The sequence below is a fragment of the Streptomyces phaeoluteigriseus genome, assembly GCF_001896135.2.
Lineage (GTDB): Bacteria > Actinomycetota > Actinomycetes > Streptomycetales > Streptomycetaceae > Streptomyces > Streptomyces phaeoluteigriseus.
The window spans coordinates 1-12456 of the sequence record NZ_MPOH02000008.1 but is presented as its reverse complement, the minus strand read 5'-3'; the positions used below and the strand labels follow the sequence as shown (position 1 = coordinate 12456).

Below are 12456 nucleotides of genomic sequence, written 5' to 3'. Positions count from 1 at the left end.
GGGAGGTGTGCGAGCCACTCCTGCAGCGACGTGACGGTCGCCGGCGTCTCCCGCCCTGGCCTGCCAGGTGGAGGAGGCCTGCGTCACCCGCCGCGGCAGCGCAAGCCTTCGCCGACCTCGCGGACTACGGAGCCTGCACGTGGGCCTCGGCCGAGTGGGGTATTACGAAGAAGTCGGTGAGGAAGCAGGCGACGCTGCCGTCCGCCGCGCGGCCGATCCAGGTCGGATATGCGCCGTCGCCCCACCCCGACGTGAACCCGGCGAGGTTGTGGCCGCCCTCGCCCTGGGCGATGAAGACGTCGGGTCCGTGCCCGACAGACTCCATGGCCGCCCACACCGCCCCTTCCTCGTCCTCCGTCCCCGGAAAAGCGTTCTCGGCCGAGGCGTCGTAGAAACAACCGGTACCCGCGTCCACGCCGTAGCCGAAGTACTGCTCGTCACCCAGTTCCGCCGGATCCTGCCCGGGCAGCAGCGCAAGCTCCCACCCGGCCACCTCCACGTCACGTATCACCAGCCGGACGGCCGCGACGCGTGTGTGCGGGTGGGGCCCCGATTCCGCGCCTGGACGAACGAGCGTGGCGACGGCAGCGTCCACGGCGTAACGGCCGGGCTCCACCGCGACCGTGAATGGTGGAACGTCCCCACTGCCCAGGTAGACGAACGGGTCGCACGCCACCACCTGGCCCGACTGCAGGGTGAGTTCGCCCACACGCACGACGGACAGCGTCCCGGTCAGGTCGCGTCCGCAAGCGAAGGAGGTCCCGTCGGTGAAGTACCGGGAGTAGTCGGGGGCGGTGATGGGCATGCGAGGACCTCCGGAACCGGTGCGTGTTCCCTGGATCCTAGAAGCAGACACTGACATCTCCCGCGCCTCTGCGCTGCATCCCGGGAGCGCCGGCTCTGGGTAAGGACGGTGGCGGTGCTGCAGGCAAGGTCCGGGGCCGCCAGGGCGCCGAAGGGGAACGACCTCCTCCAACACAGCCGAGCACCCGCCGACGGCTGGACCGCACACGACATCGACACCGCCCTGTACTGGACCGGAAAAACCCCCAATCCACCGGCCACTGAGCCAGGAACTACCAGCCTCCCCGACCCGTCCGCCTCCACCAGGAACACCTCGACGACATCATTCCCGTCCCAACCGCACACGCGAGACGGTTGCGCGTTCGCCCAGGCCCGCGATCAGGCCGATCAGCGTGGTCACCGCCGTACAGACGACGATGGCGACGGCCGGGGTGGTGGCCTCGATGAGGCCGGCCGTCAGGAGCGCGGCGGCGCCATAGCCGAGGCCGCCCGCCGCGTACAGGAGGGAGAAGCCCGTGGCCCACACGTTCTCCGGGAGGCGGTGCTGGAGCGCCAGGTTCCTGATGATCATGAGTGGGCTGTAGAAGAGGCCACCGAGCAGGAACGCGGCGAAGAAGCCCCAGAGCCGGCCGGTGACGGCGCACAGCGTCAGCGCCACGGTCATCGCCGGCAGCAGGACGAGTGTCTGCGAGCCGGGGGTGCCGGGCCAGACGCGGCGGCCGTAGACGAGGCCGGCCGCGATGCTGGCCACGGCGAACACCCCCGTGATGACACCGGTCAGCGCGAGCTGCTGCCCGGTCGTCTCCAGGCGGGCCGGCAGGCCACGTCCATCGCGCCTACCAGGAACATGATGGCCGCGGCCAGCAACACGGTGGGCCAGGCCATCCGGATGACGCTCAGGGTCCCGGCGGGAGCTCGGTCCCGCTCCCCCGCGACCGGGCTGCGGTGCCGGATGCGGCCGGCCATGAGCAGCGGGGCGGCCGAAGCGACGGCCATGAGGACGAGCGCGACACGCGGCGACACCTGGGTGGACACCAGCGAGGCGAGCACCGGGCCGCAGGCCCAGACTGCCTGGTTCAGCGCGCTCTCCAGTCCGAGCGCGGTGGGCCGCAGGTGCTCCGGGGTGGTGCTGGACAACTGTGCGCGCATGCCGCCGGGCACGCCGGCGGCGACCGCTCCGGCGGCGAAGGCCAAGGCCACCAGGAGTGGCATCGGGCTGTGACCCGCGAGGACGGCGAGGGCCGCGAAGGCGAGCGCCTCGGCAAGCAGGGCGAAGCGCAGCTGACCCAGGAAGGGCTTCCGGTCGAAGCCGCGTCCCATGAAGGGCGCTCCGACGGCCTCCCCGAGTGCGTGCGCGGCGGCCATGACGCCTCCCGCGGAGAACGACCCCGTGCTGTGGCCCAGGAAGACCAGTGCCAGGGGGGCCATGGCGACGGGGGTGCGGATCAGCCCCATGGCGGCGTACCAAACGGTGCCGCCTTCGCGGCGCAGGACGTCACGGTAGGTCGGGGCGGGCGGCGCGGCCGACTGCGTGTTACCACTCATAGTGATAACTGGTAACCGGCCATGACGGTCGCAAACCCTGTTTACCGACTAAGCTCTACGCATGGGCAATCAAACGGGAACGACTGTGGCCGGGCCACGGGTGGAGGAGATGAGGTCCTTCCTCAACACCTGGGTGGTCCCCAACGACACGCGGGAGGAGACGGAAACCCTCCCCGGTCTCGCCGCGTCCGCGCAGGAGTGGGCGCGCGTGCTGCCGCACCTCCCCCGCCCGCGCACCGACGAGCTGACGGAACTGCTCGAGCTCCGCGACGACCTGCGCGCGGACGTGACCGAGCGCGGCACCCGCCGGCTGGACGACTGGCTCGCCCGCAGGCCGCAGACCGTACGCATCGGCGAGGGCGAACTGCGCCTGGAGGGCCCGGCGGCCCCGGTCGATGTCGTCCTGCGCCAGGCGGCCCATCTCGTGCTCGCCGAACGCTGGCGCCGGCTTCGGGCGTGCCCGGACTGCCGCTGGGTCTTCTACGACCAGTCGCGCAACAACACGCGCACCTGGTGCAGCATGTACGCCGGGGGAGAGCGGCCGGGCCTGCGGCAGCATCGCCAAGGTCCGGCGGATGCGCGCGGCGCAGAAGCAGCGGGCGGCGGTCACGGAGGCGGGGTGAGGACCCCGGCCGAGCCGGTGTCCCCACCCCGTGGCAGTGCGGTTCGGACAGGTGGTCAGAGGGCGGTGGCGGTCTGCCGCAGCAGGTGTTCCGTCTCCTCGGCCGCCTCCGGGCCGCGGTCGTAGACGAGGTACTCCGCGGTGTTGTTGTAGGGGCTGTCGTCGACGAGGATCACGGCACCGCTGTCCCCGTCGGGGCTGAGCCGGGGGTCGTGGTCGATGGCCCAGGCCAGCTTGGCGAAGTCCTGCACCGGCAGATCGTTGCGCGTGAGGACCGTGTGACTGCGCTGATAGTCGTCGCCCAGCAGCCGCCGGGCCGCGGCGTGCACGTGGGTGCAGCCGCCCACCCGGGCGTTCACCTCGCTGAAGAGCACCTCGCCCGTCGGCGTGACGATGGAGTCGCAGTTCAGGTGGCCCCGGTAACCGAGCTGACGGATCGTGCGGGCCATGGCCAGCGACACGTCCAGCATCCGCTGCTCCGCGGCGGCGGGCAGGGACACCGGCGGGATGGCGAAGCCGTTCCAGACCGGCTCCATCCGCATGTCGCCGTGGTCGAGGAGGAGCGGCTCGCCGGGCGGGTCGGGAAGGAACAGCTCGCTGTAGAGGGTGCGGCTGTGGGGGTGGTAGACCTCGACGACGGCCTCGCTCGGACGCAGGCCGGCGGGGAAGTCGCGGACCTCCTCGACGACGGGGAAGGAGGCGGCGAGCCGCGCCTCGATGTCCCCGAGGGAAGGGTCCGAATCCATGACGTGCCGGGCGGACGCCCCGATGGAGGGTACGTCGGCGTCGGTGGTGAACAGGACGTTGCCGTATCCGCTCGCGCTGAAGTCCTGCTTGACGATGACGCTGCCGGTGTGGGGCAGCAGCTCCCGCACGGCACGCGCGGTGGCACCCCGGCTGCGGCAGACCTCGCCCCGTGCCACCGGGACGCCGGTGCCGGTGGCCCACGCCCGGAAGAAGGACTTGCTGTTGAAGAAGTCGCTGCCGCCCTGGGCGAAGAACGCGGCGGCGGCCGGGGTCAGGCCGAGCCGGTCGGCGAGTACGGCGACGGTCCGGTCGTACAGGTACGGCGTGAGCGTCCAGTCCGGCCCCACGGTCCCCCGGAGCCGTTCCAGGAGCGGTTCGGCCAGCGCGGTGCGGGCGTCGAGGAACGTGCCCTCGTCCGGTCCGTCGGGGGTGAGGAACGTCAGGGCCTCGCGGTCGAGGCCGAGCAACGAGACGAGGTAGTCCCGGAAGTCGGGCGTGAGCCGCCGGTGGGCGAGCATCGCGTCACCGTCCTCCAGCAGCCAGGCCGTCCGGGTGGAGATGGCGTGCTGCTTGTGGGCTTCCTTGCGACTGAACCCGGTGAGCGGACTGGCGAACATGTACTCGCTCGTCACGTTGCCGAGGACGAGTTGGGGCACGGGAGTTCCTTTCGTGCTAGTGCTGCTGCGGGCTCGTACGGGTGCTGTCGGGGAGGCGTGGGGACCGCCCCGAGGCGGTCCCCACGGCCGGGGGGTCAGGCGCGTTCGGCGAGCTTCCTCTCGAACGCCCCGCGGTGGACGACGGCACGGCCGTGGACACCGCGCAGGATGACGGCACGGCTGTCGTGTGCCTCCACCTCGAAGGTCAGGACCTTGCCGTCCACGCCGGTCAGCGTGGCGGTGACGGTGATCTCCTCGCCGACCGGCGTCGGGGCCACGTGCGCGGAGTCGTGGTTGAGGCCCACCGTCATCCAGGGCGCGGTGACCTCGTCGCGCAGGACGTCCATGGCGGTGACCTCGCCGAGCCACAGCAGGACGGGAGTGGCGAGGACGTCGACGTCGTTGTCCCAGGCGGTCGCGGAGTCGCGGGGCCCGACCACGTGGTGGCGGGTGGCCGAGGAGCCGACGAGGGAGTCGAGCGCGGGACGCGGCGGGGCGGTGGTGTCGGACATGACTGCCTTTCGGACGGACGGACGGATGGGCGGACAGACGGACGGGCGGACGGGCGGACGCACGGGCGCACGCTCGGGCGGGCGGGTCCACCCACCCCGTCGGACTACCGCCCCGCCAGCAACACCCGATGCATAGGCGTGTCCAGCAGAGCGACCCGCCGCAACCCCGCGTCGGCCAACCACTGGTCATAGTCCTGGACGGTGTACGCGTCCCCACCCCCCGTCGCCAACATCGACGCCGCGAACAACCGGAAGAACCGGTTCTGCACGTTCCCGGAGCCGGCCTCCTCATCGACGATGTGGTCGACGATCGCGATGACCCCACCCTCGCCGAGCCCCTTCGCCGTCTTCAGCAGCAGCTCGTGCGCCGACTCCGGCGTCTGGAGGTGGAAGATGTTGACGAACAGCGCGAGGTCCGTCCCGTTGCCCCAGTCGTCGTCCCAGAAGTCCGCCGTGAGCGGCGAGAACCGCTCGCTGACCCCCATCCGCCCCGCCTGCTCGGCGGCGATCGCGGTGATCCGCGGAGCGTCCAGCCCACGCGCGGTGAGCTGCGGGAACGCCTGGAGCAGCAGGTGGCTGTAGATGCCGGTGCCGCAGCCGACGTCGAGGAGGACGGCCTCGGTGTCGTCCCCCCAGCCCCGCTCGCGCAGCGCGTCGGCGAGGACGGAGACGACGGGCGGGGCCCAGAAGTTGATGCCGCGGGCGAGGGAGGTGTAGTCCTCCTCGGATATCTGGTTGACCTGCTGCCCGCCGTGCTCGCCGCGCGCCCCGTTGCGGACGTTGTCGGCGAGGTGCCGCCAGGCCTGCCAGGCGACGTTGCGGTCGTGGGTGATCTTGCCGGCGAGACTGTAGAGCCCGTCGGGCGCGAACACGCCGTGCAGGGAGGCCGGCAGGGTGTAGACGGCCTGGCCGTCGCCGCCGCGCTCGCGCCGGACGATGTCGTAGGCGTGCAGTCCGTCCAGCAGGACGCGGGTGGCGCGCAGGTCGGTGCCGAGGGTCTCGGCGAGGCCGGCCGCGGTGGCGGGGCCGTCGGTGAGGGTGGCGAAGACGCCGAGGTCCTGGGCGGCTTCGATGACTCCGGGCGCCCACATGCCGATGAGGTGCTCGTAGACGCGGTGGGTGGCGCGGGCGCGTCGTCGTCGGCGGTCAGCAGGCGGGTGTCGACGAGCGGGGTGTGGTTGGCGGTGGCCTTGGGCGTGAGATCGACGGGCGCGGTCATGGCAGGTCTACTCCCGGTCTGGGGTGGTTGGGTGAGGTCGGTGGAGCGGCCGGTCACACGACGATCCCGCCGTCGATCCGGAGCACGGCGCCGGTGATGTACGAGGCCTTGTCGGAAGCGAGGAAGGCGATGGATTCGGCGACTTCCTCGGCGCTGCCGAAGCGGCCGAGCGGTACGGCGGCGAGGGTGCGGGCGCGCTGTTCCTCGGTGAATGCCCCGGCGGTCATGTCGGTTTCGATCATGCCGGGGGCGACGGCGTTGACGCGGATGCCGAAGCGGGCTGCTTCCTTGGCGAGGGCGCAGGTCAGGCCGATGATTCCGGCCTTGGACGCCGAGTAGTTGCCCTGTCCGGGGTTGCCGGCGCCGGAGACGCTGGACAGGGTGATGATGACGCCGGACTTCCGTTTGACCATGGGGAAGAGGGCGGCCCGGCAGAGGTGGGCGGTGCCGTCGAGGTTGGTGTCGATGACGTCCTGCCAGTCCTGGTCGGACATCAGCAGCAGGGGGCGGTCGCGGGTGATGCCGGCGGAGGCGACGGCGACGGCGACGGGCCCGAGGTCGTTCTCGGTGCGGGCGACCCAGTCCCGTACGGCCCGCGCGTCGACGACGTCGAGCTGCTGGGCGAGCCAGCGCACACCGAGTTCGTCCAGCTCCTTGCCGAGGCGGCTCGCCGCCTCCTCGTCGGAGCGGTAGGCGAAGCTGATGTCGTACCCGTCCTGGGCGAGCCGCAGGGCGGTGGCCCGCCCGATGCCGCGCGACCCTCCGCTGATCAGTGCGGTCCCGACGGCGTTCCCGGCGCCACTCCCCGCGGCGGTCCCGGCAGCGCTGCGGGCGTCCGCCCCTGCACGGCCCTCCCCTCGGCTTCCCCCACGGTTCTCCTCACGGCTCCCCGTGGGCGTGTTCTCCGCGCTCACGCGCCTCCCCGAGGAGCCGTACGACCGCGCAGGCGACCGAGCCGTCACGGTCGACGGAGGTGATCACGGCCGGTCTGCCGTGGGCCTCCGGCGTCCGCCGGGCGGTGGCGAGGAGCGCGGCGAGCTGGAAGGCGGTGGAGGCGCCCGCGGTGTCGCCGATGCGGTCGTGGACGTCGACGCGGGTGACGGCGTCGGCGCCGAACAGCCTCCGCAGCAGGGCGGTTTCGACGTGCCCGACCCGTCCGGTGAGTCCGCCGCCGACGGCCGCCCACACCTCGGACGGCTCGACGCCGGCGGCGGCGAGGGCGTCCCGGACGGACGACTCGGCCGTGGTGGCGAGTTCGTCGTCGACGTCCACGCGGACGTCCACGGCGAGGAGTTCGGCCAGAGCGGTACGACCGGCCGGTATGCCGTTGCCCGGCTCGACCAGGAGGAGCGCGCAGCCCTCCCCGAGCGGTCCGGCGCTCTCGTCGGCGCCCCGGGTGTGGTGCTCGATCCAGGAGCGGGACGGCGAGTACTCCTCGACGGCGCCGACGAGGACCCGCTCGGCGCGGCCGGCCGCGAGAGGCGACGGGCGTAGCCGAGCGCGATGAGCCCGGTGGGCCGGCCGCCGGCGAGGGTGGTGTTGGGCCCCTTGAGGCCGAACCGGATGGCGCTGGCGGCGGCGGGACAGTTCATCAGCACGTTCGGCATGAACTGGGCCGGCACGTCGTACGGCTTCTGGCCGGTGAAGGAGGCCATGGCGAAGTCGTGCTGGCTCTGCGCGCTGCCGAGGGTGGTGCCGAGGACCAGTGCGGTGCCGGTGCCGACCGGGACCGGCCGCTGTTCGCGGGAGGCCTCGTCGAAGAGTTCCCGTACGGCGGTGACGGCGAGGCCGGTGGCCCGGTCCATGGTGCGGGTGCCGGCCCGGCCGAGTACCTCGCGCACCTCGAACCCGGGTACCAGGCAGGCTTCCTGGGCGGCGTGGCCGTCGGGGACGGGGACGGCCCGGCTGCCGCCGGCGTCCTGCGTCACGATGCCCCGTGCGTAGTCGGCGCTGGCCACGCCGTAGGGCGAGACGGCCGACCAGGCGGTGATGAAGTGGCGGTCCGTGGGGACCGCGACGGTCGTCATGATCAGGTCTCCTCGTGTCTGCCGAGGACGACGGCGGCGTTGTTGCCACCGAAGGCCAGGCCGTTGTTGACGACGACCCTGAGGTCGGCGTCGACGGCGTGGTTGGGCACGCAGTCGACGGCGCATTCGGGGTCGGTGGAGCGGTGGTTGACGGTCGGCGGGATGAAGCCCTGGTGCAGCGCGAGCGCCGAGGCGGCCGCCCCGAGGGCGCTGGCGGCGCCCATGGAGTGGCCGAGCATCGACTTCAGGGCGACGGTGCGGGGCGGGCGGTCCCCGAACACCTTGCGGACGGCCCGGATCTCGGTGACGTCGTTGGTGGGGGTGCCGGTGCCGTGCGCCGAGACGAGGTCGACCTCCTCGGGCTTGACGCCCGCGTCGCCAGCGCGAGCCGCATGACCTGGGCGACGCTGTCCATGTTGGGCGCGGTGGGGTGGTGGGCGTCGCAGTTGAGGCCGTAGCCGAGGAGTTCGGCGTAGACGCGGGCGCCGCGGGCGCGGGCCGAGTCGAGGCTCTCCAGGAGGAGGATGCCCGCGCCCTCGGCGGTGAGCAGTCCCTCCCGGTCGGCGTCGAAGGGCCGGCAGCGGTCGGAGGCGACCAGGCCGAGCCGGTGGAATCCGGCGAAGGTCCGCCTGGTCAGGGCGTCCGCCCCGCCGACGAGCGCCCACTCGGCCTCGCCGGAGCGCACGGCGTCGTAGCCGTCGCCGACGGCGTAGTTGCCGGCCGCGCAGGCGGTGCCGAGCACGGAGGGCACCGCGCGCGGCAGCCGCAGTTCCCTGACGACGGCGAGGGCCAGCCGGTGGGCGGCGAGCCGCCCGACGCCGACCGGGTCAGCCCGGCGGGCTCGGTGCCGTTCGCCTGGGCCTCGACGAGCCGGTCGAGGGCGTCGGCCTCGCCGTCGGTGGTGCCGACGGTGACCAGGCCCGGCCCGCCCCGCAGGTCCGCCGGGTCGAGCCCGGCGTCGCTCACCGCCATCCGGGCGGCGGCGACGGAGAACTGCGTGGCGCGGCCGAGCTGTTCGGCCGGCGTGTGGCGGACCCATGCGGACGGGGTGAAGTCGTGCACCTCGTGGGCGAGTTGCCTGCGGAATCCGGTGCTGTCGAAGCGGGTGATGGGACCCGCCCCGCACCGGCCCTCGCGCAGGCCCCGGGTGAACTCGGTGACGCCGTTGCCGATGCTGGACAGGACCCCGATCCCGGTCAGCACCACACGCCGGGCGGTCATCGCGCCGCGGCCCGGGACAGCACCTCGAGGACGGCCTCGAGGTTGACCATCTTGGGCAGTTCGTCCTGCTCGATCGTCACACCGAAGGTCTTCTCCAGCGTGGACAACAGTTCGATCGCGGCGAGGGAGTCGGCGCCGTACTCGTCGACGAACAGGCCGGTCGGGGTCAGCTCCTCCTCCAGTTCGAGGGCGTCGGCGACGATCGCTCTCACCTGGGTCTCGACGGCCTCGTCGATGGTGATGGCACTCATGGTGTCGGTTCCTTTCCTGGGTGGTGAGGTGGTGCGTGGCGTGCGGTGGAGCGTTGCCGTCGGGTCAGCTCGCCTCGGCGAGGCTCCTCGGCCGCAGGTCGGTCCAGTTCCGCTCGATGTGGTCGAGGGCCTCGGCCCGGCCGGTGTCGGACAGGACGGCCTGCCAGCCGTCGGGTATCTGTGCGAACGCCGGCCACAGGCAGTGCTGGCCTTCCTCGTTGACCAGCACATGGAATGTCCCGGTCTCGTCGTCAAACGGATTTACCATTACCGTGACGTGTCCCTTCTCTTTCCACGGACGCGGGCGCACTCACCCCGCGCGGGCATTTCATGAAACCCCTCAGAATTCACATCCGATGTCTTCGGATGTCATTCCATGAGGTCGGTCAGCACGCGGGCCACGGCCGCCGCGGGAGCGGCGTCCAGCATTCCGTCGTGGTCGGCGTCCACCTCGTGGCGGACGATCCGGCCGGCGGTGTGGGGGGCCCAGACGGATGCGCCGGTGGCGTGCGTGTCTCCTCGCGTCGCCGCGAAGAAGTGCAGGTCGCCCTGGTGGAGGCGGGGACGGTGGGTGACGGCGAGCGTGTCGAGCGCCCGGATGACCCGCAGCAGGCGGCCGTACTGGTCGTCGGTCAGCTCCGCCAGCGCCTCGCCGGCGGCGCCGAGCCTGGCGCGCAGTTCGCCGCTCAGGAGGGCGTCGTCGAGAACGCCTTCCGCCGGTTCCGCCGGGTCGGCGGGGAATCCGTCGAGGTTCGCCAGCAGGGCGACCTTTTTCCCGGACTCCACGAGCTGGCAGGCCATTTCGTGGGCGACCAGTCCGCCGAACGACCAGCCGAGAATATGATACGGGCCGTCCGGCTGAATTTCCACCATTCTTTCGACGTATTGCGCGGCCATTTCCGAAACGGATTCCGGCTGCGGGGCGTCGTCCTGGATTCCGCCGGCCTGGAAGGCGTGGACGGGCGTGTCCGGGAGGTGGGCGGCCAGGGACAGGAAGGGCCAGCCGAGGCCGACCCCGCCGTGCACGCAGAACAGGGGTGGACGGCTGCCGTGCGGGCGGATCGGCAGCACGGGCGCGAACGCGGCGTCACCCGAGGTGTCCGCACCGCCCACACCGGCGCCGGACGCCACGGAGGCCGGCACGTCCGGCTCGTCCAGCGCGGCCAGCGCCGCGGCCGTCCGGTGCACGAACACGTCCGCCGGTGTGAACCGGACTCCGGCCGCCTTCGCCCGGCCCACCAGCCGGATGGAGCGGATGGAGTCGCCGCCGAGGGCGAAGAAGTCGTCGTCGGCGCCGACCGGTCCGGCGCCGGTCCCGAGGGTCTCGGCGAACAGGCGGCACAGCAGTTCCTCGCGCGGGCCGGCCGGGGGGCGGCCGCCCGTCGGGGCCGGTGCGGCGGGCGCGGGCAGCCGATCGCGGTCCACCTTGCCGTTGGGGGTGAGCGGGAGGGCGTCCAGGACGACCAGGCCGGCCGGGACCATGTAGTCGGGCAGCCGGCGGGCGGCACGGGAGCGCAGGTCGGCCGGTTCGGTGCCGCTCACCGTGACGACGTACCCGGTGAGCCGGTCCTCGCGGACCACCACCGCCGACTGTTCGACATCGGGGTGGTCCGTCAGCACGGCCTCGATCTCACCGAGTTCGATGCGGAAGCCGCGCACCTTGACCTGGTGGTCGATCCGGCCGAGGTAGTCGATCGTGCCGTCGGGCCCCTGCCGCACCAGGTCGCCGGTGCGGTACATGCGGGCGCCGGACCGAGAGGCGAAGGGGTCGGCGACGAAGCGTTCGGCGGTGAGGCCGGGGCGGCCGTGGTAGCCGCGGGCCAGGCCGACGCCGCCGATGTACAGCTCGCCGGTGGCGCCGGTCGGTACGGGGTGCAGGTCGGGGCCGAGGACGTAGGTGCGGTTGCGCCGAGGGGGCGGCCGATGGGCGGGGTGCCGGTGCCGTCGAGTTCGGTGGCGGTGGACCAGATGGTGGTCTCCGTCGGGCCGTACAGGTTGGTCAGCTTCCGTGTGGCGGCCGCGAGTCGGGCGGCGAGGGCGGGGCTGATGGCCTCGCCGCCGGTCAGTGCGTGCAGGCCCGCGAGGGCCTGCGGGTGCTCGGTGACCAGGGCGTGCCAGAGGGTGGGGGTGGCCTGCATGACGGTGGCGCCGGAGTCGGTCAGCAGGGCGGCGAGGGCGTCGGGGTCGCGGACGGTGTCGTGTCCGGCGAGGACCAGGCGGGCGCCGGAGATCAGCGGTGCGAACAGTTCCAGGTTGGCGATGTCGAAGCCGAAGGTGGTGACGGCGACGAACCGGTCCTCCTCGCCCAGTTCCAGGCGTTCGCGCAGGTCGGCGAGGAAGTTGGCGAAGGCGGCGAAGGAGATCACCACGCCCTTGGGGCGGCCGGTGGAGCCGGAGGTGTAGATGGTGTAGGCGGCGTCGGCGGGCGCCGGGTCGCCGGTGAGGCCGGGTGCGTCCGGGACGGGTTCGTCCAGGAGGAGTCGCGGTACGGCGTGCAGGGCGGGCAGCCCGTCGGCCACGTCGGTGGTGGTGAGGGCGAGGACCGGTCCGGCGTCCTCGACGACGTACCCGATGCGTTCGGCAGGGTAGGCCGGGTCGATCGGCAGGTAGGCGGCGCCGGCCTTGTGGACGGCCAGGACGGCCACGGCGAGTTCGGCCGAGCGGCGCAGGGCGACGGCGACCAGGCTGCCGGGTCCGGCGCCCCGGGCGCGCAGGGCGCGGGCGAGGCGTTCGGCCTGTTCGTCCAGCTCTCGGTAGGTGAGGGCACGGTCCTCGCAGACGAGGGCGGTGCGGTCGGGGTGGGCGGCGGCGCGCTGTTCGAACCAGCGGTGGGGCGGGCCGTCGTCAGGGGT

Annotated in this window: 13 protein-coding genes and 2 pseudogenes; 1 reads left to right on the top strand and 14 read right to left on the bottom strand. The window is 72.6% G+C overall.

Features of this window, described 5'->3' with window-relative positions; translation table 11 throughout:
- Positions 1-124: 124 nt before the first annotated feature.
- The 3 genes from BM536_RS07095 to BM536_RS07085 all read right to left on the bottom strand — a co-directional run bounded on the left by BM536_RS07095 (position 125) and on the right by BM536_RS07085 (position 2349).
- Positions 125-805, bottom strand: a complete 681-nt coding sequence (locus BM536_RS07095) for a DUF4241 domain-containing protein (protein WP_073496733.1) — start codon at positions 803-805, stop codon at positions 125-127.
- A 321-nt stretch (positions 806-1126) separates the two neighbouring features.
- Positions 1127-1555 carry a hypothetical protein gene (locus tag BM536_RS07090; RefSeq protein WP_143650830.1) on the bottom strand — a complete coding sequence of 143 codons (429 nt, stop codon included), beginning with the start codon at positions 1553-1555 and terminating at the stop codon, positions 1127-1129.
- Positions 1556-1581: 26 nt separating this feature from the next.
- Entirely contained in the window at positions 1582-2349 is a 768-nt protein-coding gene (locus tag BM536_RS07085) for an MFS transporter (RefSeq protein ID WP_073496729.1), read from the bottom strand.
- A 61-nt stretch (positions 2350-2410) separates the two neighbouring features.
- On the opposite strand from BM536_RS07085, the gene BM536_RS07080 reads away from it, so the two are divergent.
- Positions 2411-3097 carry a CGNR zinc finger domain-containing protein gene (locus tag BM536_RS07080; RefSeq protein WP_094102698.1) on the top strand — a complete coding sequence of 229 codons (687 nt, stop codon included), beginning with the start codon at positions 2411-2413 and terminating at the stop codon, positions 3095-3097.
- On the opposite strand, the gene BM536_RS07075 is transcribed toward BM536_RS07080, so the two are convergent.
- From BM536_RS07075 to BM536_RS42470, 11 genes and pseudogenes are all read right to left on the bottom strand, one after another.
- Positions 3028-4374, bottom strand: a complete 1347-nt coding sequence (locus BM536_RS07075) for a preATP grasp domain-containing protein (RefSeq protein WP_073496727.1) — start codon at positions 4372-4374, stop codon at positions 3028-3030. The genes BM536_RS07080 and BM536_RS07075 overlap by 70 nt on opposite strands.
- Before the next feature lie 95 nt (positions 4375-4469).
- Positions 4470-4886: a thioesterase family protein gene (locus BM536_RS07070; RefSeq protein WP_094102697.1), complete on the bottom strand. Its 417-nt coding sequence runs from the start codon at positions 4884-4886 to the stop codon at positions 4470-4472.
- A gap of 104 nt (positions 4887-4990) precedes the next feature.
- Positions 4991-5977, bottom strand: coding sequence for a methyltransferase (locus BM536_RS07065; RefSeq protein WP_079275264.1), 987 nt, complete (start codon positions 5975-5977; stop codon positions 4991-4993).
- 181 nt (positions 5978-6158) lie between these two features.
- Positions 6159-6878 (bottom strand): 3-oxoacyl-ACP reductase FabG, encoded by a 720-nt coding sequence (gene fabG, locus BM536_RS07060; RefSeq protein WP_073499431.1) that lies wholly within the window; start codon positions 6876-6878, stop codon positions 6159-6161.
- A 106-nt stretch (positions 6879-6984) separates the two neighbouring features.
- Complete coding sequence (locus tag BM536_RS42480; RefSeq protein ID WP_245873318.1) at positions 6985-7389, bottom strand: hypothetical protein; 405 nt, start codon at positions 7387-7389, stop codon at positions 6985-6987.
- 260 nt (positions 7390-7649) lie between these two features.
- Positions 7650-7910: pseudogene (locus tag BM536_RS42475) on the bottom strand (beta-ketoacyl synthase N-terminal-like domain-containing protein); the annotation flags it as partial.
- A gap of 224 nt (positions 7911-8134) precedes the next feature.
- A pseudogene (locus BM536_RS07050) lies at positions 8135-9353 on the bottom strand (beta-ketoacyl-[acyl-carrier-protein] synthase family protein).
- Complete coding sequence (locus tag BM536_RS07045) at positions 9350-9604, bottom strand: acyl carrier protein (RefSeq protein WP_073499425.1); 255 nt, start codon at positions 9602-9604, stop codon at positions 9350-9352. Before BM536_RS07045 ends, BM536_RS07050 begins: the two are co-directional and overlap by 4 nt.
- 64 nt (positions 9605-9668) lie before the next feature.
- Entirely contained in the window at positions 9669-9872 is a 204-nt protein-coding gene (locus BM536_RS07040) for an MbtH family protein (protein ID WP_073499427.1), read from the bottom strand.
- Positions 9873-9973: 101 nt separating this feature from the next.
- A complete protein-coding gene (locus BM536_RS07035; RefSeq protein ID WP_342748789.1) occupies positions 9974-11185 on the bottom strand; it encodes an alpha/beta fold hydrolase in 1212 nt (403 codons plus the stop codon).
- A 32-nt stretch (positions 11186-11217) separates the two neighbouring features.
- On the bottom strand, positions 11218-12456 hold a 1239-nt coding region (locus BM536_RS42470; protein ID WP_143650828.1), incomplete at its 5' end, for an AMP-binding protein.

Bases quoted from the DNA above. Each gene is read 5' to 3' on its own strand.
- BM536_RS07080 (WP_094102698.1), top strand. From the start codon at position 2,411: ATGGGCAATCAAACGGGAACGACTGTGGCCGGGCCACGGGTGGAGGAG.
- BM536_RS07045 (WP_073499425.1), bottom strand. From the start codon at position 9,604: ATGAGTGCCATCACCATCGACGAGGCCGTCGAGACCCAGGTGAGAGCG.
- BM536_RS07040 (WP_073499427.1), bottom strand. From the start codon at position 9,872: ATGGTAAATCCGTTTGACGACGAGACCGGGACATTCCATGTGCTGGTC.
- BM536_RS07085 (WP_073496729.1), bottom strand. From the start codon at position 2,349: ATGAGTGGTAACACGCAGTCGGCCGCGCCGCCCGCCCCGACCTACCGT.
- BM536_RS07095 (WP_073496733.1), bottom strand. From the start codon at position 805: ATGCCCATCACCGCCCCCGACTACTCCCGGTACTTCACCGACGGGACC.
- BM536_RS07070 (WP_094102697.1), bottom strand. From the start codon at position 4,886: ATGTCCGACACCACCGCCCCGCCGCGTCCCGCGCTCGACTCCCTCGTC.
- BM536_RS07065 (WP_079275264.1), bottom strand. From the start codon at position 5,977: ATGTGGGCGCCCGGAGTCATCGAAGCCGCCCAGGACCTCGGCGTCTTC.